This is a genomic window from Streptomyces sp. NPDC043726, assembly GCF_056436565.1.
Map to the genome: position 1 here is coordinate 122,382 of NZ_JBWKCI010000010.1, position 24,510 is coordinate 146,891.

The following is a 24,510-nucleotide window of genomic DNA, read 5'->3' on the forward strand; positions in this document are numbered from 1 at the left end:
AGACCTCGTCGCGCAGTTCGGGCAGGAGGTCAGAGCGAAGCGGCGAGGTCCTGCCGGGGCAGACAGCGGCAAAGAGGAGAGCCTCACCGCACCGGTGGAGCATCTGCTGCGCGGTATGGCCTTGCGGCAACGGCTCAAACTCATCGCCCACGGTCAGAGTCGCGTCAAGCAGCTCAGGATTCGCCCTGACTTCGCGATCAGCTGCGGCGGCAGGACGATCGGGCACGTCGAGCTGAAGCAGCCGGGCAAAGGAGTCGACCCGGAGAAGTGGCCTACGAAAAGCCACGACCGGAAGCAATGGGAGAAGATCAAGTCCCTCCACAACGTCCTGTATACCGACGGATATCAGTGGGCGGTCTACCGATTCGGCGAGCAAGTCGGCCCTGTCGGGCACCTCATCGGCGATCTGGAGGCCGGGGGCGGGCAACTCGTCGTTGCAGAATCCGGGTTCGAGCGTGCCCTCACACACTTCTTCTTACCGGCACCCATCATCCACGGCAGCATCGACGAACTGGTCAAACGCATCGCGGGAATCTGTGCCCTCCTGCGCGACGAGGTCACTGAGCGTCTCACCCGCGAGGAGAGCGGGGAGGCCGATGCGGCGTTCTCGATCCTGGCCGCCAACTGGAAGGATCTGCTCTTTCCCGATGCCCGTCCGGAAGAGTTCGCGGACCACTACAGCCAGACGCTCACCTTTGCCGTGCTGCTGGCCCGTCTCCACCACATCGATCTGGACAAACTGTCTCTCCCCGAGGTCGCGACCCGATTGGGTAGACGCCACTCCCTGATGGGCAAGGCGCTGGCGGTACTCACGGACGAAGCCCTCGATGACCTGCGAGGGATCATCGATCCGCTGATCGACGTGATGTCCGCCGTCGACCCCAAGGTGTTCAAGGACGAGTCGGGAGACACCTACCTCCACTTGTACGAGGGCTTTCTGAGCGCCTACGACCCGGAACTGCGCCGACGGACAGGGACGTACTACACACCCGGCGAGGCCGTCCGCTTCATGGTGAGGTTCACCGATGAGGTGCTGCGCGACCGGCTCGGCCAGGAAGACGGGTACGGAAGCCAGGAGGTGACCGTCGTCGACCCGGCCATGGGTACCGGGACCTTCCTCATCAACATTATTGACCACGTAGCCAAGTACTTCGCGCTGAAGCACGGCAGGCACCTCAAACCCGGCCTCCTGCGGGAACTCTCGAAGCGGCTCGTCGGACTGGAGAAGCAGACCGGGCCGTATGCGGTTGCCGAACTCCGTATGCACCATGCGTTCCAGGCCCATGAGACCGACGTGACGCGTCACCCACCACGGCTTCTCGTGGCCGACACGCTCGACGATCCATCCGTCGAGCATCATCTGGGCCTGATGTACGAAGCGATCGCCCGACACCGCCGCATGGCCAACAAGGTCAAAGCGGAGGAGAAAGTCATGGTGGTCATCGGCAACCCTCCCTACTTGCGCGGCGCGAAGCAGTCAGGGGTCGGCCGCTGGGTCACCGAAGGCAATCCGAACGACCAAGGCCCGATCCTCGCGCGCTTCCACCCGGAGGACAACGGCCGCATCGGCTACGCCCTGGACAACCTCTATGTGTATTTCTGGGCCTGGTCCACCTGGAAAGTCTTCGACCAGGTGACAGCTTCGGGCACGCCGAAAGCGCCGAGCGGAATCGTCGCTCTCATCACCAACTCCGGGTTCCTGGACAGTGAGGGCGCGGCCGGCATGCGCCACTACTTACGCGAGGCGGCCGACGAGGGCTGGGTCATCGGCCTCTCCCCCGAGGGTCCCTATTCCGACACACGCACCCGTGTCTTTCAGGACGTGAAACGCGAGGTCTGCATCGCTGTCTTTGTCCGCCGGGGTTCCCCTGATCCGAAGAACCCGGCACAGGTATGGCGACTCGACGTCCCCGCAGGGACGCGCGAAGAGAAGTTCGGCTGGCTGGACGGGCTCGGCATCGAGGGTCATCGGAACGGGACTTCCTGGCAACTCTGCCCCACGCAGTGGACTGCCCCTTTTCACATCATGTCCGGTTCCGAGTGGTCAGCCATGCCGCCAGTGAACGCCCTGCTTCCCTGGACGAGCACCGGTAACACGAACAACCGCAGTTGGCCGGTCTCACCCAGCGAGGAGGTCCTGGAACGGCGCTGGCGCAGGCTCGTTCAGGCGCCAGCAGAGGCCAAAGCGGCGCTGATGAAGAGCACCAGAGACCGTCGCCCGGACAAGCTGGAACCGCCTTTACCCGGACGGCCGGAGCACGGCACTCTCGCCGAGGAGAGGGAGACAGCACCGGTCATCGTCCGATACGGACGGATGACTCTCGACCGGCAGTACATCATCGCGGACCGGCGAGTGATCGACCGACCGCGACCGTCCTTGTGGTTCGCCCACAACGACGAGCGTCAGATCTACCTTTCCGAACTCCACACAGAGTCGGTTCGCCCCGGCCCGGCAGTGACCTTCACTGCCCTTCTGCCCGACGTCCATCACTTCAAAGGCACCGAAGGCGGCCGCGTCGCTCCCCTCTACCGCCACCCCCACCTACCCGAACCGAACGTGACACCCGGGCTGCTTCAACTGCTCACCAGAACGCACGGCGTGACGGTCACCGCCGAAGACCTCCTCGCGTACATCGCGGGGATAGCCGGCCACAGCGGCTATACCCGCCGCTTCGCCACGCACCTGGCCGAGCGAGGCGCCCGCATCCCCCTGACGCGTGACTCGGCGTTATGGGCAGAGGTGGTGGAAGTCGGTAGACGCACGATATGGATCCACACCTACGGCCGGCGTTTCGCTTCTCACCACCGCGACAGCCCGCCCGGTTCGGCCCCGAGACTCCCCTCGGCGGAGCGACCCGAATGTGACGGCGAGATCGGAGAGGACGCCGGGCTGCCGGACAGCATCTCCTACGACGCGACGACACGAACGCTCACCGTCGGCACCGGCGTCGTACGCAATGTGGCTCCTGAAGCCTGGGAGTACCGGATCGGCGGCGTGCAGGTGATCCGCAAGTGGTTCAGCTTCCGCAAGCTCAAACCGGATGTGGAACGGCAGACCCCGTTGAACGACATCCTGCCCCTGACCTGGCCTGGTCGGTGGACTGTTGACCTGCTGGAACTCATCAACGCGCTCGGGCTCCTCGTAGCTCTTGAACCCCGGCAGGCCCGGCTCCTGGATGTCGTGAGCAGCGGCCCGCTCATTACCACCGACGATCTCCGTCACGAGGGCGTCCTGCCCGTACCCACCTACGCGACCAAGGAACCGAAGCCGCCCCGGCAGTCTCGGCGCACCCCTGGGGCCGGCCAGGAGGCCCTCGACTTCCCGCACTGACCGGCGCCCGCCTCATGCACACTGACCAGCGGAACGTCCCATGAAATAGAACTACTTCCGCAGGAATGCCCGGTGCCGTACATTTACCGCAGCCCACGGGCCATCGTTTACGAACGCACGCCCGACAGGCCGTTGCACTCCTGGAGTAGTCGTGATCACCCTGACACCGACCGAATGCGACATCCGCCGTGTCCTCAGCGCCCGCGCGCGTGAGGCCGACGCGGCAATACCGCGCGAGGCGTGTCTGACGTACAAGGAGTTGGGGCTGCTGATTGACCCCGAGGGTTTCAACACCGGGATGAGTCGGCCGCCTTTCCGCACGCTGTTCCCCGCGCTGGGGCGCGTCAGCAGGTACGAGGTGGAGCATGGCCGACCCATGCTGTCCGCCCTGGTCGTGTCGCAGGACTCCCGCGTGCCCGGTCCGGGCTTCGTGGAACTGGCCCGGGATCTAAACCTCCCGGTGAACGATCCAGACACGTACTGGGACAGCGAACTGGCCGAGCTCGTCCGCTTCTGGTCCGCCCACGACCCCATATTGCTCCTGGACACCGCCGTCGACCGGCTCATGAACGAACTCGCCTCGATCAAGGCGGCCGTTCAGCGCCTCGGTGAAGCCTGACGCAGGCCTCCGGCTCTTCTGTCTGCCGTACCTGATTCCCTACCATGTGCCCCTCTCGCGGAGTCCAGCCAGTGCGCCCTGTTCGTCGCGCCGTCGCCACCTCACTACTGACCCTCTCGGCACTCGCGCTCGTCGGCTGCGGAAGCGATGACGACTCCGCTGCAGCGGCCCCCTCGTCGACCGCCGCGGCGGCAAGCGCGCAGCCGTCCGCGGTAAACGATGCGGCATCCGCCGGGACTGCGGAGGACGACACGTCGGTCGTCGACTTCCTGCGTGCTGCCGGTGTCGGTGACGACCTGGTGAACCAGCTCGGCGAGGTCGGCGATGCCAACGGTTACGGTCTCGGCGAGGACGTGGCGACGGACCTAGGGTCCCGGCGGCGGCTGGCGACCACGCAGGTCGAGACGTGCCGCAACGTGACGGTAGGGCACCGTACTTGGGAAGGTATTCAGGCCTCGGACATGAGCGCCGGGGCCTCCGAGGAGCAAGCTGCCGCGATGGCGGACTTCCTGCGGACCGAGTTCTGCCCGCATGTCGCCCCGTACAAGGAGGCCGTGCTGCCGAAGCAGAGCCTAGGCGGAGCCGCCCAGGACGCCCACGGTGGCCGAGGGTTGGCCTCCCCGCTGTCATGGTGGGACGCGCGTTATCCGCGTGTCTCCTGGTCCAAGGCCTGCGCACGCCAGACGGGACAGTCGTTTGGTGACCCGCTGGCCTACCGGATTGCCGAGGACGCGGTCGTATGCGCCACAGTGCCACCAGCCAAGAGCCTCAAGAAGCACCTCATCAGCATGAACATCGTGTTCGCCGCTCCGGTCGGCGAGACTCGGGCCCGGGACGTCGTGCTCACCCTTCTCCCCTCGGATGCCTCGCCGGACGAGGAGACCGAGGGCAGCAACGCCGACTGGTCCTACCTGGAAGGCGCGTGCCTGAACATCAACTTCAGGTCGGACCGGCTCAAGGACGTCGTGGCCGAACTCAAGAAGGACGCCGAACCATGGGCCAGCGCCATCTATTATTCCGACGGCGCGACCTCCGACGGCGCCGTGGGCGCCTACACCGGAAAGATCAAGCAGATCCTGCTCTCGACCGACAAGAACGAACCGGGCCTCACTGGCGACCTGACCTGCTGATCGTCACGGTGCGCGGGTCGCCGTGCAGGGCCTCGTGGATCACGCTCGTGCTCCCCTCAGCACAACAGATCCCCCGCTCGGCGCGGAATGCCTCGCAGGCGGCGCCCGGCTTGCTCCATGCCCAAGAGTGACAGGCGGTGAGGTGACTTGGTCGGAGCCAGCGCGGGCGTACCGACGCGGTCGGCGTGGTGACGGATCGAATAGCTCAGCCGCCCGCCTCCGCGCGGTAATGGGCACGGCTGCGCGAAGGGTCCAGGCCGACCAGCCAGGGTTTCGCAGATTCATCAACCGTCGCATCGGGACCGCCCGGTTTCTGACAGAGGTCGCTTCCCTACAGGTCAGAAACCGAAGCCGCCGTTCGGCGCCCCCCGCCTGAACCGGCGCGGAGCGGGGTGGTCCCAGCCCTGAACGCGAGGGGAAAGGACTTCGGCCCCGCAGATCCGCCGGCCAGAACCGCTTAGCGGCAGACGAGTCGGGCTGTACGCCGGGTTCTGTTCTCCGGGTCCTCGCGGACGTCGGAGTGACGGCCATCCATCTAGGACCGGTGTTGCCACCGGTCTCGTGCGGTCTACCCGCGGACTCGGGCGGGCAGCCCTCGAACGTCCGCGCAGAGCGCTTCTTACGGCGCTCCTCTTGACCTTGCTCCGGGTGGGGTTTACCTAGCTGCCCAGGTCACCCTGGGCACTGGTGGTCTCTTACACCACCGTTTCACCCTTACCGAGGGCCTTTCGGTCCCCGGCGGTTTGCTTTCTGTGGCACTGTCCCGCGGGTCACCCCGGGTGGCCGTTAGCCACCACCCTGCCCTGTGGAGCCCGGACGTTCCTCGGGAAGCCCCCTAAGGGACTCCACGCGGCCGCCCGCCCGGCTCGTCTGCCGTGTCGACCATGGTACCGGGCGCCGGGTCAGAGAAAGTCCGTGGTCTCCAGGTCGAAAGCCAGCGGCTCCGGGAGGGGCAAGGGCTTGCCGAAGGCTGCGGCGCGGAGTTCCTGGTAGTCCGCCGAGTCTGCGGGAGACCAGAACACTGTGGTCCAGCCGGTCTCTCGGTCCACCAAGAGGTACACGGGGATGCCGGGTCGGGCATAGCAGCGGCGCTTGATCTCTCGGTCCGTCTGCGGCCACGGTTTCCCGGACGTCACCTCCAGCACCATTGCCACGCCCTCGCACGGCATCCACGGATCCGCTCCTCGGTACAGACGAAGGTCCTTCGGGGCGAACGTGCCGTCCGGGATCACGTGATCCTGCGGGTAGCCCTCCGCGCTTCCCAGTCTCAGGCCCTTGTTGGCGGAGAACTGCATCTCCGTCGCGGAGCGCTCGTACACCTGCCCCACGATCCGGCTGATGCAGTGCTCGTGGTGTCCGTCCGGCACCGGCGTCACCACGACCTCTCCCTCGATGAGCTCCGCCCTGAGACCCTCCGGGGTCTCCAGCTCGGCAATCCAGTCCAGCAGGATCTTCTGGGTGATCGGGTCCTGGGTGGTCGTCATGGCATCCCATACGGGACCAAGCGCGCCGCCCCCACGAACCGAACCCCGCAAGATCACTCCTACGAGAGCCCTCCGCTTGACCCTCCCGCCACGTCAAGGTTTCTACTGGTCCCATGCGCATCGGAGAGCTCGCCGAAGCCGTGGGCGTAACCACGCGCACCGTCCGGCACTATCACCACCTGGGGCTGTTGCCAGAGCCGCAGCGGCTCGGCAATGGGTATCGCGACTACACACTCCGGCATGCCGTCCTGCTCGCGCGGATTCGGCGGCTCACCGAGCTGGGGCTCGGGCTCGGGGAAGTGCGCGATGTGCTTGCCGATGACGTCGGGAAAGATCTCCTCGAGGTCCTTGCCGAGCTTGATGAAGATCTCGCTCAGCAGGAGGCTGCCCTGCAGGAGCGGCGCGCGCGGTTGCGGGGGCTCATCGAGGGTGGGGTGAGTTCAGAAGGGCCCGTCTCCGCCGAGCTTGCCGACCTTTTTCGTACGACCGAGCATCTCTCCCACTCCCCTATGGCACTCAAGGATCGCGAGATCCTCGCCCTCATCGAGACCACCGCCGATCCCGACGATCGAGCCCGGCTCAGCTCCCTCCTCAGCAGCAGCTTCACCACCCCCGACGGCATCGAGCGCGCCCGCGCCGCCTACTCGCTGCTTGATGAGCTCGCCGACGCCTCCATCGATGATCCTCGGGTCGACCAGGCCGCCCGCGCCCTCGTCGACTGTCTGCCCGGTGAGCTCGTTCCCGAGGCTCCCGTCGATCACGACAGCAGCTTCCTCCGTGCCCTCTACGCCGACTTCGCCCCCGCCCAGGCCGAAGCCATCCGGCGGACCATTCGCATGCTCACACAGGAGCGAACAGGACCTTCGCCGTCGTCGGGTCCGCCCGGGTGAGGCGTACGCGGAGGGGTTCGCCCAGCGGCAGAGGGGCCTTCCCCTCCACCCTCGCGATCACCGCCGGGGATCTCAGCTGGACCGTGCCCACGTTCGGGTCGCGTTCCGTCACGTCCACCACGTACGCGTCGAAGGTCTCTCCCACCCTGTCCTGGAGTAGGGCCGCCTCGACCGTGTCCACGCATGCGCGTTCCACCGTCCCCGCCCTCCGCGAACCGTCCGCCATCTCCTTCGGCAGCGCCTCCAGCGCCGCCAGGACCCAGTCCGGGGCCGACGAACCCGTCGCCGCCGCCAGGCACAGCTCCGTCGCGTAGCGGTCGGCCAGGCGGCGGAGGGGGGCCGTGCAGTGGGTGTACGGGGCCGCTACCGCCGAGTGCGTGGCGATCTCCGGAATGTCCCCGTCTCGGAAGACCGTGTAGCCCGCGCCCCTCAGCAGCGTCGTGCACTCCTGCAGGAACGCGGCGTGGTGCGGGACCGCCGGGTCCAGTGAGCGGACCAGTGCCGCGTACGACACGTGGTGCGGCCAGTCGATGTGCAGGGCCGTCGCGGTACGGCGCAGGCGGCCCACCGCTCCGTCCGGGGCCGCCGGGAGCGTGCGCAGCACTCCCGTGCCGTAGCCGAGCATCAGGTCCGCCGCCGCCATTCCCGTCAGGAGGGAGATCTGGGCGTTCCAGCCCTCCGTGGGGAGCGGGGCGCGGAAGCTCAGTTCGTAGCCGCCGTTCCGCTCCACCACCTCCTGCTCGGGGACGTTGAGAGAGATTCCGCCCCTCGCCACCTCCAGGCCCTCCCTCAGCCGGCCGACCTCCGCCAGCAGCGCCAGCGGCTCCTCCGCCGTACCGTCGTCAATCTCCTTCTGTACGCCCGCGTAGTCGAGCTTCGCGCGGCTGCGGACCAGGGAGCGACGGACGTCCACGGCGAGCGGGCGGCCCTCCGCGTCCAGGTCGAGAGTCCATAGCACCGCCGGGCGCGTCTGGCCTGGCAGCAGGCTCGCCGCGCCCTCGCTCAGCAGGGCCGGGTGGAGCGGGATGCGGGTGTCCGGGAAGTACAGGGTCAGTACTCGGCGGTGGGTCTCCGCGTCCAGTGAGGAGCCCGGTACTACGAAGGCCGCTACGTCCGCGATGGCGTACCGGATCCGGTAGCCCGTGCCCTTCCGGGACAGGTGCATCGCCTGGTCGAGGTCCGTGGAGGTGGGTGGGTCGATCGTGAAGAGAGGGACGTCCGTCGCGTCGTCCAGGGGGAGGGAGGGGTCCCTCGCTGTGCGTTCGGCCTCCGCCAGGGCCTCCGGTGGGAAGGTCTCGGCGATGTCGAGTTCGGTGCGCAGCGCGGTGAGGGCGGCCCGGAGGGGGGCTTCGGGGGCGCCGGTCACGCGGATGTGGCGGCGGGGCATACAGCGAGCGTAGGGCGGGGGGCCTCGGGTGGCACGCCGTACGCTGTGGCCGAGCTCTACAGAAGGAGATCCACCCGTGCTTGTCCTGCTGCCGCCCTCCGAAGGCAAGGCGTCCTCCGGCCGTGGCGCACCGCTGAAGCTGGAGTCGTTGTCGCTGCCGGGGCTCACCGAGGCGCGTGCGGCCGTCCTCGACGAGCTCGTCGAGCTGTGCCTCGGGGACGAGGAGAAGGCGCGCGAGGTGCTCGGGCTGAGTGAGGGGCTGCGGGGAGAGGTCGCCAAGAATGGCGGGCTCCGAACCGCCGGGGCGCGGCCTGCCGGGGAGATTTACACCGGTGTCCTCTACGACGCCCTCGGGCTCTCCTCCCTCGACGCCGCCGCGAAGAAGCGGGCCGCTCGGTCGCTGCTCGTCTTCTCCGGACTGTGGGGTGCGGTCCACGTCAACGACAAGATTCCCTCATATCGCTGCTCGATGGGCGTGAAGCTGCCGGGGCTTGGTGCGCTGGGTGCTCATTGGCGTACGGCCATGGCGGCGACGCTTCCCGAGGTCGCGGGGGACGGCCTGGTGCTCGATCTGCGGTCTGCGGCTTACGCGGCTGCCTGGAAGCCCAAGGGTGAGGTTGCCGGGCGAACGGCGAGCGTGCGGGTGCTGCACGCGCCGACCCGCAAGGTCGTCAGCCACTTCAACAAGGCGACCAAGGGGCGGATCGTACGGAGTCTGCTGGCGGGCGGGGTGCGGCCGGGCGGGCCCGCCGAGCTGGTGGAGGCGTTGCGGGATCTCGGGTACGTGGTGGAGGCCGAGGCCCCTAAGAAGTCGGGTACCGCCTGGTCGCTGGATGTCCTGGTGGACGAGATCCACTGAGTCCAAAGCCGGGTTATTGCAAGATGTGCAACGGTCTTTGCGCACCTTGCATCGCAGCGGCAGGATGTCCGCATGACCTCCGTGCTTGACCTTGCCCCCGTCGTGCCCGTCGTCGTGATCGAGGACCCCGCCGACGCCGTACCCCTCGCGCGGGCGCTCGTCGCCGGGGGGTTGCCCGCGATCGAGGTGACCCTGCGGACGCCGGGAGCGCTCGACGCGATACGGGCCATCAGCGGCGAAGTGCCGGACGCCGTCGTCGGCGCGGGGACCGTCATCACGCCGGAGCAGGTGGCTGCGGCGGTCGGGGCCGGGGCGCGGTTCCTCGTCAGCCCGGGCTGGACGGACGTACTGCTGGAGGCGATGCGGGCGTCCGGGGTGCCCTTCCTGCCGGGGGTTTCCACTACGTCCGAGGTTGTCGCGCTGTTGGAGCGTGGGGTGCGGGAGATGAAGTTCTTCCCGGCGCAGGCCGCCGGTGGGACCGCCTACCTGAAGTCGCTGGCCGGGCCCCTGCCGCAGGCGCGGTTCTGTCCTACCGGGGGGATCGGGCCCGATTCCGCGTCGGAGTATCTGGCCCTGCCCAACGTCGGCTGCGTCGGCGGGAGTTGGATGCTTCCCGCGGACGCCGTCGCCGCGCGGGACTGGGCGCGTGTCGAGGCGCTGGCCCGGGCGGCGGCGGGGCTCAGCGCAGGTGCGAGGTGTCGTTGAAGAGCCGTACGCTCGCGTTGCCGTCGGCGTAGTACGCCACCGCCGACAGAGAGGCCGCCGAGAGTTCCATGCGGAACAGGGACTCGGGCGGGGCGCCCAGGGCCAGCCGTAGGAAGGTCTTGATCGGTGTGACGTGGCTGACCAGGAGGACCGTGCGGCCCGCGTAGGCGGCGACCAGCTTGTCGCGGGTGGCGGCGATGCGGGTGGCGGTCTCGGCGAAGCTTTCGCCCTGGCCGGTGGGGCGGGCCTCGGGGTCGGCCAGCCAGGCGTTGAGGTCGTCCGGGTAGCGGTCGCGGACCTCGCCGAAGGTGAGGCCCTCCCAGGCACCGAAGTCCGTCTCCCGCAGGCCCTCTTCGAGGGTCACCTCGAGGCCAAGGCGGTCGGCTACGGCCTGGGCGGTCTGCCGGGTACGAGCGAGGGGGGACGCCACGATTGCCTGTACGGTCCCCCGCCTGGCGAGCGCGACAGCGACCCGCTCTGCCTGGTCCCGGCCCACCTCGGACAGGGCCGGATCGCTGCCCCCGCTTCCCGAGAACCGCTTCTGCGGGGTGAGCGCGGTCTCCCCGTGCCGCAGCAGTACGAAGGTGGCGGGCGCCCCCATGTCGGCGGGAGCCCAACCGGGGGCGGCGACGGCCTTCGCGGCCCGCACATCGGCGTTGGCCTTGGCGGCCCGGACATCGACCTCGGTCTTCGCGGCCCGCACATCAGCGTCCTCGGCCCTCGTGGCCCCCACCTCAGCCTCGGCCGTCACAGCCGCCGGCGTTCCAGCGGTGCCCGCGTCCATCGCCACATTCGCCAGCCGATCCGCCCGCTTGTTCTGCTCCCGGGGAATCCACTCGTACGTCACCCGCTCCGCCGGGAACACCCGGGAAGCCTCCATCGCCAGCGGCTTCATGTCGGGGTGTTTGATCTTCCAGCGACCCGACATCTGCTCGACCACCAGCTTGGAGTCCATGCGGACGTGGACCTTGGCCGTGGGGTCCAGTTCGTGGGCCGCGCGCAGGCCCGCGACCAGTCCTCGGTACTCGGCCACGTTGTTCGTGACCACGCCCAGGAACTCGGAGCGTTCCGCCAGGGTCTCCCCCGTCGCGGCGTCGCAGACCACCGCTCCGTAGCCCGCAGGCCCCGGGTTGCCCCGTGACCCGCCGTCCGCCTCGACGATGAACTCCCGCACCGGAAAAGCTCCTACAGGCCCGACTCGGACGTACGCACCAGGATGCGTCGGCAGTTCTCGCAGCGCACCACGGTGTCGGGCGCCGCCGCGCGGATCTCGTTGATGTCGGTGATCGACAGCTCCTGGCGGCAGCCCTGGCAGGTGCGCTGGTACAGCTTCGCCGCCCCGATGCCGCCCTGCTGCCCGCGCAGCTTGTCGTAGAGCTTGAGGAGGTCGGCCGGGATGGCACCCGCGATGACCTCGCGCTCCTTCGTGACCGTGGCCGCTTCGGAGTCCAGGGACTCGAACGACGCGTCCCGGCGGGCGGTCGCGTCGTCGATCCTGCCCTGCACCGAGCCGACCCGCTCGGTCAGCTCGGCGACCCGCTCCTGCGCGGACTCACGGCGCTCCATGACCTCCAGGACCACGTCCTCCAGGTCGCCCTGGCGCTTGGCGAGGGAGGCGATCTCGCGCTGGAGGTTCTCCAGGTCCTTCGGGGAGGTGATGGCGCCGGAGTCGAGGCGCTGCTGGTCGCGGACGGCGCGCTGGCGGACCTGGTCGACGTCCTGCTCGGCCTTGGTCTGCTCGCGGGCGGTGTCGCTCTCCTCGGTCTGCGCGGCCACCAGCAGGTCGCGCAGCTGCGTGAGGTCCTTGCTCAGCGACTCGATCTCGGCGTGCTCGGGCAGCGACTTGCGCTTGTGCGCGAGCTGCTGGAGGCGGACGTCGAGGGCCTGGACGTCGAGAAGTCGGATCTGGTCGGCGGGCGCGGCGTTCAGTTGGGGGCTCCAGGTGAAGGGGAGTGACTGGTCCAGGGGTCGGTGACCGTCTTCGAGACGTGGACGCGAAGGTCCCAGCCATGGCGGTCGGAAATCTCGTCGAGCTGGGCGGCGGCCAGCTCGCACCAGGGCCACTCGGTGGCCCAGTGCGCCGCATCGAGCAGCGCGAGAGGTGTTTGGGCGACGGCCTCGGAGGCCGGGTGGTGGCGCAGGTCCGCGGTGAGGAAGGCGTCGACGCCAGCGGCGCGCACGACGTCGAACAGGCTGTCGCCGGAGCCACCGCTCACGGCGATCCTGCGGACGGTCGCGTCGGGGTCGCCGGCGACGCGGATGCCCTGCGCGGTGGCGGGCAGCCGGGCTGCGGCGCGGTCGGCCAGCTCGCGGACGGTCACCGGGTGGTCGAGTTCGCAGATACGGCCGAGGCCGCGGCGTCCGGTCGAGTCGCTCGCGTCCGGCACCAGCGGCCCCACGACCCTGAGGTCCAGCGCGCCGGCGAGGGCGTCGCTCACCCCGGGGTCGGCGGTGTCGGCGTTGGTGTGGGCGACGTGCAGCGCGATGTCGTTCTTGATCAGCGTGTGCACGACGCGGCCCTTGAAGTGCGAGGCCGCGACCGTCGTCGTACCGCGCAGATAGAGCGGGTGGTGGGTGACGAGCAGGTCGGCGTCCAGCTTCACGGCCTCGTCGACGATCTCCTGGACCGGGTCGACCGCGAACAGGACCCGGGCGACCTCCTGGTCGGGGTCGCCCACCACGGTGCCGACCGCGTCCCAGGACTCGGCCCGCTCGGCGGGCCACAGGGTCTCCAGCGCGGCGATGACTTCAGACAGACGGGGCACGGGGAAAAGGCTACCTGCCTGTTCTGCGCCGTAGAACCGTCCCTGTGCCGTGCCATGCAAGCGCCCCTGGTCTGTGCCGTGGAACCGTCGCGGGGGCCCGTGGGGCGTCACGGCTCCCGTGCAGCACACCCGTCCCCGTTTCCTCAGGCGAATCGTTCCTGGGCCACCCCTTTGTGTGAAGCGGGTGCATGCCGGTCCCACGTCTGTGCGTACGAAAACTAGCTTCGTCGCCGGAGGTGACCAGACGATGACGGCCTGTGCCATCGAACCCCCCGCCGCCGACTCCGAGGCGCCGCGGGCCGCGTGCGCGATCACGGCGGACGGCGCCTACGGCGCCCGCCTCGCGCTGAACGGCGACTGCTGGTTCCCGGAGCGCTGGACGCTGTCCGGACCCGAGCCGTACGCCGTGCCGCTGCCCGGCAACCAGCCCGAGGAGCCGGGTACCGAGGTGCAGCCGATGAGCGACGGACGGGTCCTGATCTGCCGGCCCACCGACGGACGGCATGTCTTCACGCTGCTGTACCCGACCGGCCCCGGCACCGGCGAGCTGCTGATCGGCGCGGTGGAGTGCCCCGACGCCGACACCCGGCTGCGGCTGCTGCCCCCGGCGCCGTGCGGACTCAAGGCGTACGCCCTCGCCGTCGGCCGGCACACCAGCGACATCTGGCTGGTGGCGGGCGGCGCCTTCGGGCCCGAGCACGTCGCCGAGCTGCCGGGGCGCTGCTCGGGCGGGGTGTGGCTGGACCGCACCGGGCGGATGCTGGCGCTGGACCGGGAGGTCGGCGGGCGGACCAAGGCGATCGTGGTGGACCTGGAACGGGGCGGTGAGGTGTCCCCGCTGCTGCAGATCGCGGCGGAGAGCGACGACCGGCTGCTGCTCGCCGACCCGGACAGCGGGCTGCTCCTGATCGGCTCGGACGCGCCGGCGCCGGGGCAGCCGCCGCGGCTGGGGTGGGGGGTGCTGGGCAGCACGCTGCCGGTGCGGTTCCCGGAGTGCCTCCGGGTCGCGGACTGCACGGTGACGCCGTTCGCCATCCAGCCGGGGCAGGTGCTGATGCCGGAGGCCTGCGGGGTGGCGCTGCGGGTGGACGGTCCGCTCGGCGGCTGGGTCGGGGTGTGGCGGCCCGCGCAGAAGCAGATGCGTCACCTACCGGCGCCGGAAGGGTGGTTGGCGGGCGCCGGGCTGTGGACGCTGGACGGGGAGCTGCGCCTGCCGTACTCCACCGCCGAGACTCCCTGCGGCGTGCTGCACCTGCCCGCGGGTGAGACCGCTCCGGGGGAACCGGTCGGACCCCTGGGACAGACCGCTTCGGGGGATCCGGCCCGGCCCCCGGGTGAGACCGCTTCGGGGGATCCGGTCCGCGACGGTGCGGCTGCGTCGGAGGAGGCCTCGCCGCCCCCTGACGCGCCGTCGGACACGGATCCCCCGGAGCCTGTCGTGGCCCGTCCGGTGCCGTTGCAACAGGCGCCGTTGGGGCGTCTTGTAACGAAGTAGTGGCGGTTGGCGTGTGCGGCTGGATTCGGCCCGAGGTGTGCCGGTTAAACTCGCCCGGCTGTCTGAAAGATCATGTTGACGGGGTGAATTTCTTCCGATGAGCGACGCCACTATGACCCAGCCGCACGCCGAGACCCAGGACGACTCAGGTCACGGCAAGCACCGAGGTCCGGTCTCGTCCCACGAAGGCGAGGCGGCCCCCCGCGGCCGTCACCGCAAGCCGGTGGAGCAGACCGGAACGGCGGCCTGAACCGACGACAACAGCCCCGCCCCTCACAAGGAGGCGGGGCTGTTCCGTGTCTACGCCCGCTTCAGCCCCAGCACCTCCGCTGCCGCGAACGACTCCCCCGGCGGCCGGTCCGCGTAGTGCGGAGTGAGTACGGCGTCCAGCTCGTCGTAGCTGAAGGTCTCCTGCTTGCTGTCGAACTGCGCCCGCACCCGGGGCCGTTCCACCACCGCGACCATGCCACCGTGCACGACGAGCAGCTGGCCGTTGATCCGGGCGGCGGCGGGTGAGGCCAGATAGCCGACGAGCGGGGAGACATGCTCGGGCGCGAGCGGGTCGAGGCCGTCGGCGGTCGCCTCGCCGAACACGTCCTCGGTCATGCGGGTGCGGGCGCGCGGGCAGATGGCGTTCGCGGTGACGCCGTACTTGGCGAGCGCGAGGGCCGTGGAGGTGGTCAGCCCGACGATCCCGCCCTTGGCGGCCGCGTAGTTGGGCTGCCCGGCCGATCCGGCCAGGAACGCCTCCGAGGAGGTGTTCACGATCCGCCCGTACACCGGCCCGCCCCCGGCCTTGGACCGCTCCCGCCAGTGCGCCGCCGCGAAACGGGTGGTGTTGAAGTGGCCCTTGAGATGGACCCGGATCACCGAGTCCCACTCGTCCTCGGTCATCGAGAAGACCATACGGTCGCGCAGGATGCCCGCGTTGTTGACGAGGATGTCCAGCCTGCCGAACTCCTGCACCGCCAACCCCACCAACCGGGCCGCCTGTTGGAAGTCGGCGACGTCCCCGGCGTGCGCCAGCGCCCGGCCGCCCGCCGCGCGGATCTCGGCGGCCGTCTCCTCCGCGGGCCCGGCGGAGGACGCGCCGGAGCCGTCCCGGCCGGGCCGACCGTAGTCGTTGACGACGACGGCCGCCCCGAGCCGGGCCAGTTCCAGCGCCTCGGCGCGGCCCAGGCCGCGGCCCGCACCGGTGACGATCGCGGTAAGCCCTTCCAGGGGCCTGTCCATCGGCCTGTCCACGGGCCTGTCCATCGGCCTGTCCATCACAGCTCTATGCAGGTGCGCAGCGCGCTGCCCGTGCGCATCTGGTCCAGCGCCTCGTTGATCTCCGCCAGCGGCACCCGGTGGGTGATCAGTCCGGCCAGGTCGACCCGGCCCGCCCGCCACAGGGCGATGGTCCGCTCGTAGGAGCGCAGCACGTCGCCGCCGCCGTACAGGGACGGCAGGATCCGCTTCTCGTCGAAGAACAGCTCGAACATGTTGAGCTGGAGGAAGTCGTCCATGGCGCCCGCCCCGACGATCACGAGGGTGCCGCCGCGCCGGGTGTTCTCGTAGGCGGTGCGGGCGGTGGCGGACTTGCCGACGACCTCGAAGACGTAGTCGAAGCCCTCGCCCGCGGTGACGCGCTGTTTGGCGTCGGGGAGTTCGTCGGGCGAGACGGCCTGTGTGGCGCCGAACTTCAGCGCGGCCTCGCGGCGGCTGGCGACCGGGTCGACGGCGACGATCTCGGCGGCGCCCTGGAGCCGGGCGCCCTGGATCGCGGAGATGCCGACGCCGCCGCAGCCGATAACGGCGACCGAGGAACCGGCCTCCACCTCGGCGGTGTTGATCGCGGCGCCGAGACCCGTGGTGACCCCGCAGCCGATGAGGGCGGCTATGTCGAAGGGCACGTCCTCCGGCATCGGCACCGCGCAGCCGGCGTCCACGACGACCTCCTCGGCGAAGGTTCCGGTGCCGGCGAAGCCGAAGACATCGCCGCCGGGGCGCTTGAAGTTGGGCGTGCCGGCGTTCATGAACCCGGCCAGGCACAGCTCGGTCTGGCCGCGCTTGCAGGCGGGGCAGGCTCCGCAGGCGGGCAGCCAGCAGACGACGACCCGGTCGCCGGGCTTCAGGCTCGTGACGCCCTCGCCGACCTCGACGATCTCCCCCGCGCCCTCGTGACCGGGCACGAACGGGACCGGCTGGGGCAGGACGCCGTTCATCGCGGACAGGTCGGAGTGGCACAGCCCGGTGGCGCGGATCCGGATCCTCACCCGGCCGGGGCCGAAGCCCACCGCCTCGACGTCGTCGAGGACCTCCAGCTTGTCCTGGCCGGTCTCGTGCAGTACGGCTGCGCGCATGGTGCGGCTCCCCTCGAACAATGGGCTGGGCTCAGGAGTGGCGGACGACGGTGTCGGTGAGGGCGGAGGCATCGTCCCGTTCGACGGCGGTCACTTCGACCCGGACGGTCTCGCCCTGGTCCCACATCCGGATGCGCAGGGTCTCCCCCGGGTACACGACCCCGGCGAAGCGGGTGGCGTAGGACCGCACGCGGCTCGCGTCGCCGCCGAGCAGGGTGTCGACGACGGCCTTGAGGGTGACGCCGTAGGTGCACAGGCCGTGCAGGATGGGCCGCTCGAATCCGGCCTTCGCGGCGAAGTCGGGGTCGGCGTGCAGGGGGTTCCAGTCGCCGGAGAGGCGGTAGAGCAGCGCCTGGTCCTCGCGCAGGGTGCGCTCGACGACCTTGTCGGGCTCACCGGAGGGCGGCTCGAGCCGTGCGGAGGGTCCCCGGTCGCCGCCGAAGCCGCCTTCGCCCTTGATGAAGATCTGCGAGTCGTTGGTCCACAACGGCCCGTCCGCGTCGGACACTTCGGTGCGCAGGACGAGGACGGCCGCCTTGCCCTTGTCGTACACGGCGGCGATCCGCGAGGTGGTGATCGCGGTGCCCTCGACTGGCAGGGGGCGGTGGATCTCCAGGCTCTGCCCGCCGTGCAGGACGCGGGCCAGTTCGACCTCGACGCCCGGCATGGACAGACCGCTGATCACACCGGGGGCGCCGGAGCCGGCGACGGTGGCGAAGCTGGGCAGCACCTGCAACCGGGACTCCAGGGTGTAGCGCAGCTCGCCGGGGTCGGTGGCCGGGACGCCGGCGCCGATCCCGAGGTGGTACAGCTGCACGTCCTTGGTGGTCCAGGAGATCTCCCCGGACCGGGGCTCGGCTGCTAGGGCCTTCGCTGCGTCGATGGGCATGGGGCTCCTGACGGGTCTGAGACCTCGGCGCGGTCGTCCGCACCGTCGGCCGCGCCGAGGTCGCGCATGGGCGGACCAGGATCCTGTCGCCGCCGGACGGGCAATGTGACGGCAGGGCCTAGAACGCGTTCCAGTCCGGCGCCCTCGTTATAGCCGAGCCCCCCGAACTTGTGAAGACTCCTGACGCCGCGTCAGCTCCCCCGGCGCGCCGATTCCGCCCGTCCGCCCTACCCTTGGGCCGTGAACGAGATGCCCCGCGACCACCGCCCCGCCAAGTCCATCAGGGTGCTGCTCGCGGAGGACCGGGGGACCGTGCGGGGCGCGCTGGCGGTGTTGCTCGGGATGGAGCCGGACCTGGTGGTCGTGGCCCAGGTGGGACGGGGGGACGCCGTTGTGGACGCGGCGCTCATGTACCGGCCCGATGTCGCGCTGCTCGACGTCGACCTGCCCGGCCTGAGCGGACTGGAAGCGGCCGCCGAACTCCGCGAACAGGTCCCGGACTGCCGGGTGCTGATCCTGGCCACCTCCGCCCGCCCGGGGTATCTGCGGCAGGCCCTGGCCGCGGGAGCGGCGGGCTTCCTGGTCAAGGACGGCCCGGTGCGGGAGCTGGCCGCCGCGATCCGCCGGGTGCTGACCGGGGAGACGGTGATCGATCCGGCGCTCGCTGACGGGTCTGAGACCAAGGCCTGATGCCTGGCACTGGTCCATGGCAGGCGCCGGGTACGGCCGACCGCCGTCGCTAGGACTTCCAGGCGTCCTCCGGCAGCGGCGGCACCTTGGCCCCCGACTCCTGAAACTCCGTCCCCTTCGGTGCCAGGCACACGAACCAGTCCACAGGAGAGCCCGGGACGTGGGTGAGCGTGGCCTGGTCGGTGGCGGACGGCTCCTCGTAGGACTCGCGGTGGACGTCCGTGCTCGTGCCGTCCTTCCAGTTGCAGGTGACCATCGAGGCGGTCTTGGCGACCTGACCAACCACCAGCCGCTCGGGCCCGTCCGAGTCCGGCTTCAGGGGAACCGCCGCGGTGGCGGCACCCCACTTCGACGATTGGTCGTCGAAGGCGTTCTGCATGATCTCCGAGTAGGTGGATCCGTAGGACCGGCCCACGAAGTACGAGCTCTTGCCGATCAGTTCGGACGGCGAGTCGACGCCGTTGGGCCGCACCCCGTACTCATGCATCGCCTGCAGCTGCGCCTGCGCCTGGACCTCGTCCCGCGGTGCCGCCCACACGTCCACGGTCACGCTCCACGGCTTGCCGTCCTCCCGGCCGGCCGCGAGCGAGGTCGACTGCGGTGTCAGTATCTTCAGCAGCGCGGCCTCAGTCGGCGTCGTCGCCACCACCCCGCCCCGGTCCCCGCCGCCGCCCGGCAGTCCCGTGACCGCGAGCGCCCCCGTGCCCCCGCCGAGCACCACCGCCGCGACCGCCGCCACCGTCCACCGCCGCGCCCTGCGCCGACGCCCGCCCCTGATCACGGACTGCGTGGGCGCTGTGCCGACCTCCACCCCGTCCGCCGCCTCCGCCAGCAGGAGGGCGATGTCCCTGTGTGTCATGTCGACGTTCCTCTCCCGGTCCGCGCTCATCACGTCCGCCCTCCGTACGCCACCGTCTCCGCCAGTCCCGGTATGGCGCGCAGCTTCGCGATCCCCTTGGCCGCGTTGCTCTTCACCGCGCCGACGGAACAGCCCATCGCCTCCGCCGTCTGGACCTCGGTCAGGTCCTCCCAGTAGCGCAGCACGACCGCCTCCCGCTGCCGGGGCGGGAGTTGAGCCAGCGCGGTGAGCAGGGCGTTGCGGTCGTCGGCCTGGGCGATGCGGTCACCGGTGTCCGGGACCTCGCGCACCAGGCCCGAGTCGTCCTTCGGCGCCAGGAACTCCCGGAGCCTTCTGCGGTGCTTGCGCGCGTGGGCGTTGACCATCACGCGCCGTACATACGCGTCCGGTTCGTCGGCCGTGCCGACCTTGCGCCAGGCCACGTAGACCTGTTCGAGCGTCGTCTGGACCAGGTCCTCCGCGGCGTGCTGCTCCCCCGTGAGGAGAAATGCCGTACGCATCAGCCGCGGCCAGCGGCCGGTGACGAAGCTCTGGAACTCCTCGTCCCGAGCCCGTGTCCGTTCCCCCATGGGCACCTCCTTGATGAACAAAGGAGTCCATGAGCCCCGAAAAGCGTTGCCTCACTCCGCCGAGATTTTGCGCGGCAGCCACACCAGCATCAGCAGCGCCCCCGCCGCCAGCACCGCGGTCCCCGTCCGGAACACCAGCGCGTACCCCTCCGTCAGCGCATGGGCCGTAGAGCCGGAGCTGCCCTCCGTCCGGGCCGCCGCGATCGTCGACATCACCGCGAGCCCCAGCGAACCGCCCATCACCCGCGAGGTGTTGACCAGTCCCGACACCAGCCCCGCCTCCTGCGCCGGCGCCCCCGAGATGGCCAGGGACGCCAGCGGCGTCGCCGTCAGGCCCGCGCCCAGCATCATCAGGATCCCGGGGAACATGATCGCCGTGACGTACGGACTGTCCACGTCCATCAGCGACTGCCACCCGAACCCGACCGCCGCCACCACCGTCCCCAGCGCCGCCACGTTCCGCGCCCCGAGCCCCGGCATGAAGCGGGGCGCGAGCTTGGAGCCGACGACCACCGCCAGCGAGCTGGGCACGAGCGCGAGGCCCGCCTCCAGCGGGGAGTAGCCCAGGACGTTCTGCAGGTACAGCGTCATGAAGAACCACATGCAGAACATCGCGGAGCCGCACAGGAACATCGACACGTTCGCCGAGGACACCGAGCGCCGCGCGATCAGCCCGAGCGGCATCAGCGGCGCCGCCGTCCGCGCCTCCACGACGAGGAAGAGCCCGATCATGACGAGCCCGGCGATCAGCGGCACCAGCGTCGCGCTCGCCGTCCACCCGTCCGCCTCGGTCTGCGAGATCCCGTACGCGAGCGTCGCCAGCCCCGCCGTCACCAGCACCGCGCCCGGCAGATCGAGCCGGCGCCGGTCCCCCGCGCGGCTCTCGGCCAGGTAGCGGGCGGCCCCGAACAGCACGACCGCGCCGATCGGCACGTTGATCAGCAGCACCCACCGCCAGGACAGCACCTCGACCAGCAGCCCGCCGACCAGTCCACCCGCCGCGCCGCCGCCCGCGCCCACCGCGGTCCAGGTGGCTATGGCCCGCGCCCGCGCCGGGCCCTCCGGCACGGCAGAGGTGAGGATGGTCAGGGTGGAGGGCGCGAGTACGGCCGCGCCGAGGCCCTGCACCGCCCGCGCGAGCAGCAGCTGCCAGTCGTCCTGGGCGAGCCCGCCGCCGAGCGAGGCCAGCGTGAACAGGCCGAGCCCGACCAGGAACATCCGCTTGCGCCCGTACAGGTCCCCGGCCCGGCCGCCGAGCAGCATGAACCCGGCGAAGGCGATGGCGTAGGCGTTCACCACCCACTGCAGGCCTTGCTCGCTCAGCCCGAGCCCGGTCCGCATCGACGGCAGCGCGGTGTTCACCACGGACACGTCGAGCACGACCAGGAACTGCCCCGCGCAGGCGAGCGCGACCACCAGCCAGGCGGGCGGCGCGGTACGGCGGGGTGCGTGGGTGACTTCGGCGGCATCGAGCATGGGTGCCATGCTCTCAACCCGGTTACGCCCCTGGCATCAGGATTTGGCAGCTACCCCGCTCGGCCACTGGACCTAGGCCCCGGGACGTAGGCACCGCACAGTGCCCGGGGACTCAGACACCCCTCACCGCCCGAGCACGAAGACACCGCTCAGCACCCCAGGCCTCAGACACCCCTCACCGCCCCTTCTCCGCCCCGCCATTGATCTGGACGATCTGCGCCGTGATCTGCGCGGCCTCGGGCGAGGCCAGCCAGCGGACCAGGGAGGCGACGTCCTCGGGCCTGCTCGCGCGGCCCGTGGCGGTCTGGGCGATCAGGGTCGCGCGGCGGTCGGGGGCGGGGCCGGTGGCGCCGAAGAACTCGGTGTCCTCGACGTAGCCCGGCGCCACCGCGTTCACCGTGATTCCGCGCGGGCCGAGCTGGGCGGCCAGGTCGAAGACGTACGGGTGCAGGGCCGCCTTGGCGCCGGCGTACGAACCCGCGCCGGAGCCGCGGTAGGCGGCGATCGAGCTGATCATGATCACCCGGCCGGACGGGGAGGTCAGATGGTCGCGGAGCGCCTCGGTCAGGACCACGGCGGTCAGCACGTTGGAGCGGAAGTTCTCCGTCCAGTGCCAGGCGGCGCGTTCCGCCTCGGTCCCCTCCTTGTCGTCCGCGCCGATGAGCACGTTGCCGCCGGCGGCGTTCACCAGGACGTCCACGGTGCCGTACCGCTCGACGAGGTGGTCCTTGATCCGCTCCGCCTCCGCAGGGGAGCTGAGGTCGGCGGGGCAGGCGTGGACCCGGCCCCCGGCGTCGGCGCAGTCGGCCGTGAGTTCGGCCGCGGTGCGCTCCAGCAGCTCGGCTCGCCTGCCGACGGCGACGACCTCGGCACCCTCCGACGCGAAGGCGGCGCAGACCGCCCGTCCGATGCCCGTGGCCCCGCCGCTCACCACAACCGTCCTCGGCATGTCACCGCTCCCCTTCGACCGCCATGACCGTGCGTACGCCGGGCCGAGCGTACGTGGCGCCACCGCCCTGAAGATCAGGGTTTCCCAAGAGAAGGTCAAGGTTTTGTTAGTGAGCCAAAGCATCGGAATAGTTGCCCCGGCGCACCGAGTTCAAGCTACACATGACACGCACGCCGAACGAGCAGCCCACCGGAAGAACAGCCAAGGGAACCCTCGTCCCCGTCCTCGCCTTCGCGGGCATCGTGGTCGCGGTGATGCAGACACTGCTCGTGCCGGTCATCAAGGACCTGCCGCTGCTGCTGGACACCTCCCCCAGCAACGCCACCTGGGTCCTCACCTCCACCCTGCTGTCCGGCGCCGTGGCCACGCCGATCATGGGCCGCCTCGGTGACCTGTACGGCAAGCGGCGGATGCTGGTGCTCAGCCTCGCCGTCATGGTGGTCGGCGCCCTGGTCAGCGCCGTCACCAGCGCCCTCGTCCCGATGATCGTCGGCCGTACCCTCCAGGGCTTCGCGATGGGCGCCATCCCGCTCGGCATCGGCCTGATGCGCGACATGCTGCCCCGCGAGAAGCTCGGCTCGGCGATGGCCCTGATGAGCTCCTCCATCGGCGTCGGAGGCGGACTCGCGCTGCCTGCCGCCGCCCTGGTCGCCCAGAACAGCGACTGGCACGCCCTCTTCTACGGCGCCGCCGGCCTCGGCGTCCTCGCCATCGCCCTCACCCTCCTCGTCGTACCGGAGTCCCCGATGCGCGCCGAGGGCTCCTTCGACCTGCCCGGCGCGCTGGGCCTGTCCGCCGGACTCGTGCTCTTCCTGCTGCCGATCACCAAGGGCAGCGACTGGGGCTGGACCTCCACCACCACGCTCGGCCTGTTCGCCGCCTCGGCGGTCGTCCTCCTCCTGTGGGGCGTCTACGAGCTGCGCACCAAGGCCCCCCTCGTGGACCTGCGCACCACCGCCCGCCCGGCCGTGCTGTTCACCAACCTCGCCTCGATCATGGTCGGCGTCTCCTTCTACGTCGTCTCCCTGGTCCTCCCCCAACTCCTCCAGCTCCCCACCAGCACCGGCTACGGCCTCGGCCAGTCGATGGTCGTCGCGGGCCTGCTGGTCGCCCCGCTGGGCCTGACGATGATGTTCACGGCACCCGTCTACGCCCGCCTCTCGGCACAGCACGGCCCCAAGTTCACCCTGATCCTCGGCCTGTTGATCATCGCGATCGGCTACGGCGCCGGCCTCGGCCTGATGAGCGCCGCCTGGCAGTCCCTCGTCATCGCGGTCCTGCTCGGCGCGGGCATCGGCCTCGCCTACTCCTCGCTGCCCGCGCTGATCGTCGGCGCGGTCCCGGCCTCGGAGACGGGCGCGGCCAACGGTCTCAACACCCTGATGCGGTCCATCGGTACGTCCGTCTCCAGCGCCGTCATCGGCATGGTGCTGGCCAACACGGCGAACACCGTGAACGGCGTCGAGGTCCCGACCATGCACGGCTTCCGGGTCTCCTTCCTGATCGCGACCGGCGCGGTGGCGATCGGACTGCTCCTCGCCCTGTTCCTGCCGAAGCCGAACCGGGCGCCCCAACTGCGCGCCAGCAGCGAGGAGGAGGCCAACCTGGCCCGTGCCGAGGAGGCGCTGCGCGGCTTCCGCGGCCGGGTCCTGGACGCCGCCGGAACCCCGGTCGCCCGCGCCAAGGTGACGCTGATCGACCGCCGGGGCCGCCAGGCGGGCGCCACCCTCTCGGCGGAGGACGGCAGTTACGCGCTCACGGTCCCGGCGCAGGGCGCGTACGTCCTCGCCGCGAAGGCCGACGGCCACGGCCCGCACGCCTCGTCGGCGACCCACGCGGGCGACGACGGCGAGGTGGCCGTGGACCTGGCGCTGCCGAGTGCGAACGTCAGGGCAACTTGACCGACAGATGTACCGCACCACGCCGACCGATTTGGCTGAGGCACTCCTGCTCCTGGCGCTCGCGTTCGCCGACCTCCGCCGCGGGCGCGTCGAGCGTGTCCGTCTCCCCCATCCAGGCGACCGAGCCGCACCTCGAGCCCGAGCCACGTCTTGATCCACCCCGCCGT

At 70.3% G+C, this 24,510-nt stretch carries 21 protein-coding genes, 1 other RNA gene and 1 pseudogene; 10 read left to right on the forward strand and 13 right to left on the reverse strand.

Going from position 1 to position 24,510, the window contains the following annotated elements:
• The first annotated feature begins 94 nt into the window (after positions 1-94).
• The 3 genes from AC068Z_RS28060 to AC068Z_RS28070 all read left to right on the forward strand — a co-directional run bounded on the left by AC068Z_RS28060 (position 95) and on the right by AC068Z_RS28070 (position 5,080).
• The gene (locus tag AC068Z_RS28060; RefSeq protein ID WP_478561323.1) at positions 95-3,331 is read left to right on the forward strand and encodes a type ISP restriction/modification enzyme; all 3,237 of its coding nucleotides are present in this window, start codon (positions 95-97) and stop codon (positions 3,329-3,331) included.
• 151 nt (positions 3,332-3,482) lie between these two features.
• Positions 3,483-3,950 (forward strand): hypothetical protein, encoded by a 468-nt coding sequence (locus AC068Z_RS28065; RefSeq protein WP_478561326.1) that lies wholly within the window; start codon positions 3,483-3,485, stop codon positions 3,948-3,950.
• A gap of 71 nt (positions 3,951-4,021) precedes the next feature.
• Positions 4,022-5,080 carry a hypothetical protein gene (locus tag AC068Z_RS28070; protein ID WP_478561329.1) on the forward strand — a complete coding sequence of 353 codons (1,059 nt, stop codon included), beginning with the start codon at positions 4,022-4,024 and terminating at the stop codon, positions 5,078-5,080.
• Between the two features lie 464 nt (positions 5,081-5,544).
• Here the strand turns inward: AC068Z_RS28070 and rnpB are convergent.
• Together rnpB and AC068Z_RS28080 are read right to left on the reverse strand one after the other, a co-directional pair.
• Positions 5,545-5,949, reverse strand: an RNA gene (gene rnpB / locus AC068Z_RS28075) — RNase P RNA component class A.
• Between the two features lie 33 nt (positions 5,950-5,982).
• On the reverse strand, positions 5,983-6,564 hold the full coding sequence (locus AC068Z_RS28080; RefSeq protein ID WP_478561332.1) for a Uma2 family endonuclease: 582 nt from the start codon (positions 6,562-6,564) through the stop codon (positions 5,983-5,985).
• Between the two features lie 113 nt (positions 6,565-6,677).
• On the opposite strand from AC068Z_RS28080, the gene AC068Z_RS28085 reads away from it, so the two are divergent.
• The gene (locus AC068Z_RS28085; protein WP_478561335.1) at positions 6,678-7,454 is read left to right on the forward strand and encodes a MerR family transcriptional regulator; all 777 of its coding nucleotides are present in this window, start codon (positions 6,678-6,680) and stop codon (positions 7,452-7,454) included.
• On the opposite strand, the gene AC068Z_RS28090 is transcribed toward AC068Z_RS28085, so the two are convergent.
• Positions 7,405-8,841 carry an RNB domain-containing ribonuclease gene (locus AC068Z_RS28090; RefSeq protein WP_478561338.1) on the reverse strand — a complete coding sequence of 479 codons (1,437 nt, stop codon included), beginning with the start codon at positions 8,839-8,841 and terminating at the stop codon, positions 7,405-7,407. The genes AC068Z_RS28085 and AC068Z_RS28090 overlap by 50 nt on opposite strands.
• 76 nt (positions 8,842-8,917) lie before the next feature.
• Between AC068Z_RS28090 and yaaA the strand changes: the two genes are divergently transcribed.
• On the forward strand, positions 8,918-9,700 hold the full coding sequence (gene yaaA / locus AC068Z_RS28095; protein ID WP_478561341.1) for a peroxide stress protein YaaA: 783 nt from the start codon (positions 8,918-8,920) through the stop codon (positions 9,698-9,700).
• A gap of 72 nt (positions 9,701-9,772) precedes the next feature.
• Positions 9,773-10,405, forward strand: coding sequence for a bifunctional 4-hydroxy-2-oxoglutarate aldolase/2-dehydro-3-deoxy-phosphogluconate aldolase (eda, locus tag AC068Z_RS28100; RefSeq protein WP_478561344.1), 633 nt, complete (start codon positions 9,773-9,775; stop codon positions 10,403-10,405).
• Here the strand turns inward: eda and AC068Z_RS28105 are convergent.
• The 3 genes from AC068Z_RS28105 to AC068Z_RS28115 are packed head-to-tail and all read right to left on the reverse strand — an operon-like array spanning position 10,380 to position 13,170.
• Positions 10,380-11,579 carry a bifunctional RNase H/acid phosphatase gene (locus AC068Z_RS28105; protein WP_478561347.1) on the reverse strand — a complete coding sequence of 400 codons (1,200 nt, stop codon included), beginning with the start codon at positions 11,577-11,579 and terminating at the stop codon, positions 10,380-10,382. The genes eda and AC068Z_RS28105 overlap by 26 nt on opposite strands.
• 11 nt (positions 11,580-11,590) lie before the next feature.
• The gene (locus AC068Z_RS28110; protein ID WP_478562072.1) at positions 11,591-12,334 is read right to left on the reverse strand and encodes a zinc ribbon domain-containing protein; all 744 of its coding nucleotides are present in this window, start codon (positions 12,332-12,334) and stop codon (positions 11,591-11,593) included.
• Positions 12,331-13,170: a Nif3-like dinuclear metal center hexameric protein gene (locus AC068Z_RS28115; protein WP_478561350.1), complete on the reverse strand. Its 840-nt coding sequence runs from the start codon at positions 13,168-13,170 to the stop codon at positions 12,331-12,333. The genes AC068Z_RS28110 and AC068Z_RS28115 overlap by 4 nt, the downstream gene beginning before the upstream one ends.
• 247 nt (positions 13,171-13,417) lie before the next feature.
• On the opposite strand from AC068Z_RS28115, the gene AC068Z_RS28120 reads away from it, so the two are divergent.
• Together AC068Z_RS28120 and AC068Z_RS28125 are read left to right on the forward strand one after the other, a co-directional pair.
• Positions 13,418-14,665, forward strand: coding sequence for a hypothetical protein (locus AC068Z_RS28120; RefSeq protein ID WP_478561353.1), 1,248 nt, complete (start codon positions 13,418-13,420; stop codon positions 14,663-14,665).
• Positions 14,666-14,762: 97 nt separating this feature from the next.
• Positions 14,763-14,915, forward strand: coding sequence for a hypothetical protein (locus AC068Z_RS28125; protein ID WP_478561356.1), 153 nt, complete (start codon positions 14,763-14,765; stop codon positions 14,913-14,915).
• 50 nt (positions 14,916-14,965) lie between these two features.
• On the opposite strand, the gene AC068Z_RS28130 is transcribed toward AC068Z_RS28125, so the two are convergent.
• The 3 genes from AC068Z_RS28130 to AC068Z_RS28140 are packed head-to-tail and all read right to left on the reverse strand — an operon-like array spanning position 14,966 to position 17,899.
• Positions 14,966-15,898: a 3-oxoacyl-ACP reductase gene (locus AC068Z_RS28130; RefSeq protein WP_478561359.1), complete on the reverse strand. Its 933-nt coding sequence runs from the start codon at positions 15,896-15,898 to the stop codon at positions 14,966-14,968.
• 35 nt (positions 15,899-15,933) lie between these two features.
• Positions 15,934-17,010: a Zn-dependent alcohol dehydrogenase gene (locus AC068Z_RS28135; RefSeq protein WP_478561362.1), complete on the reverse strand. Its 1,077-nt coding sequence runs from the start codon at positions 17,008-17,010 to the stop codon at positions 15,934-15,936.
• Positions 17,011-17,041: 31 nt separating this feature from the next.
• Positions 17,042-17,899 (reverse strand): MaoC/PaaZ C-terminal domain-containing protein, encoded by an 858-nt coding sequence (locus AC068Z_RS28140; protein ID WP_478561365.1) that lies wholly within the window; start codon positions 17,897-17,899, stop codon positions 17,042-17,044.
• 249 nt (positions 17,900-18,148) lie between these two features.
• On the opposite strand from AC068Z_RS28140, the pseudogene AC068Z_RS28145 reads away from it, so the two are divergent.
• A pseudogene (locus tag AC068Z_RS28145) lies at positions 18,149-18,565 on the forward strand (response regulator); the annotation flags it as partial.
• A gap of 73 nt (positions 18,566-18,638) precedes the next feature.
• Here the strand turns inward: AC068Z_RS28145 and AC068Z_RS28150 are convergent.
• From AC068Z_RS28150 to AC068Z_RS28165, 4 genes are all read right to left on the reverse strand, one after another.
• Entirely contained in the window at positions 18,639-19,448 is an 810-nt protein-coding gene (locus AC068Z_RS28150) for a hypothetical protein (protein WP_478561368.1), read from the reverse strand.
• Positions 19,449-19,477: 29 nt separating this feature from the next.
• Entirely contained in the window at positions 19,478-20,017 is a 540-nt protein-coding gene (locus AC068Z_RS28155; RefSeq protein ID WP_478561371.1) for a SigE family RNA polymerase sigma factor, read from the reverse strand.
• A gap of 51 nt (positions 20,018-20,068) precedes the next feature.
• The gene (locus tag AC068Z_RS28160; protein WP_478561374.1) at positions 20,069-21,502 is read right to left on the reverse strand and encodes an MFS transporter; all 1,434 of its coding nucleotides are present in this window, start codon (positions 21,500-21,502) and stop codon (positions 20,069-20,071) included.
• A gap of 166 nt (positions 21,503-21,668) precedes the next feature.
• Positions 21,669-22,442: an SDR family NAD(P)-dependent oxidoreductase gene (locus AC068Z_RS28165; protein WP_478561377.1), complete on the reverse strand. Its 774-nt coding sequence runs from the start codon at positions 22,440-22,442 to the stop codon at positions 21,669-21,671.
• A 161-nt stretch (positions 22,443-22,603) separates the two neighbouring features.
• Here AC068Z_RS28165 and AC068Z_RS28170 point away from each other — a divergent pair, with 161 nt between their 5' ends.
• On the forward strand, positions 22,604-24,343 hold the full coding sequence (locus AC068Z_RS28170; protein WP_478561380.1) for an MFS transporter: 1,740 nt from the start codon (positions 22,604-22,606) through the stop codon (positions 24,341-24,343).
• The last annotated feature ends 167 nt before the right edge of the window (positions 24,344-24,510 follow it).

Excerpts from the sequence above, each read along its gene's own strand:
- AC068Z_RS28165 (WP_478561377.1), bottom strand. The coding sequence starts at position 22,442 with ATGCCGAGGACGGTTGTGGTGAGCGGCGGGGCCACGGGCATCGGACGG.
- AC068Z_RS28080 (WP_478561332.1), bottom strand. The coding sequence starts at position 6,564 with ATGACGACCACCCAGGACCCGATCACCCAGAAGATCCTGCTGGACTGG.
- AC068Z_RS28140 (WP_478561365.1), bottom strand. The coding sequence starts at position 17,899 with ATGCCCATCGACGCAGCGAAGGCCCTAGCAGCCGAGCCCCGGTCCGGG.
- AC068Z_RS28120 (WP_478561353.1), top strand. The coding sequence starts at position 13,418 with ATGACGGCCTGTGCCATCGAACCCCCCGCCGCCGACTCCGAGGCGCCG.
- eda (WP_478561344.1), top strand. The coding sequence starts at position 9,773 with ATGACCTCCGTGCTTGACCTTGCCCCCGTCGTGCCCGTCGTCGTGATC.
- AC068Z_RS28150 (WP_478561368.1), bottom strand. The coding sequence starts at position 19,448 with ATGACACACAGGGACATCGCCCTCCTGCTGGCGGAGGCGGCGGACGGG.
- AC068Z_RS28125 (WP_478561356.1), top strand. The coding sequence starts at position 14,763 with ATGAGCGACGCCACTATGACCCAGCCGCACGCCGAGACCCAGGACGAC.
- AC068Z_RS28090 (WP_478561338.1), bottom strand. The coding sequence starts at position 8,841 with ATGCCCCGCCGCCACATCCGCGTGACCGGCGCCCCCGAAGCCCCCCTC.
- AC068Z_RS28130 (WP_478561359.1), bottom strand. The coding sequence starts at position 15,898 with ATGGACAGGCCCCTGGAAGGGCTTACCGCGATCGTCACCGGTGCGGGC.
- AC068Z_RS28155 (WP_478561371.1), bottom strand. The coding sequence starts at position 20,017 with ATGGGGGAACGGACACGGGCTCGGGACGAGGAGTTCCAGAGCTTCGTC.
- AC068Z_RS28160 (WP_478561374.1), bottom strand. The coding sequence starts at position 21,502 with ATGGCACCCATGCTCGATGCCGCCGAAGTCACCCACGCACCCCGCCGT.
- AC068Z_RS28085 (WP_478561335.1), top strand. The coding sequence starts at position 6,678 with ATGCGCATCGGAGAGCTCGCCGAAGCCGTGGGCGTAACCACGCGCACC.
- AC068Z_RS28170 (WP_478561380.1), top strand. The coding sequence starts at position 22,604 with ATGACACGCACGCCGAACGAGCAGCCCACCGGAAGAACAGCCAAGGGA.
- AC068Z_RS28135 (WP_478561362.1), bottom strand. The coding sequence starts at position 17,010 with ATGCGCGCAGCCGTACTGCACGAGACCGGCCAGGACAAGCTGGAGGTC.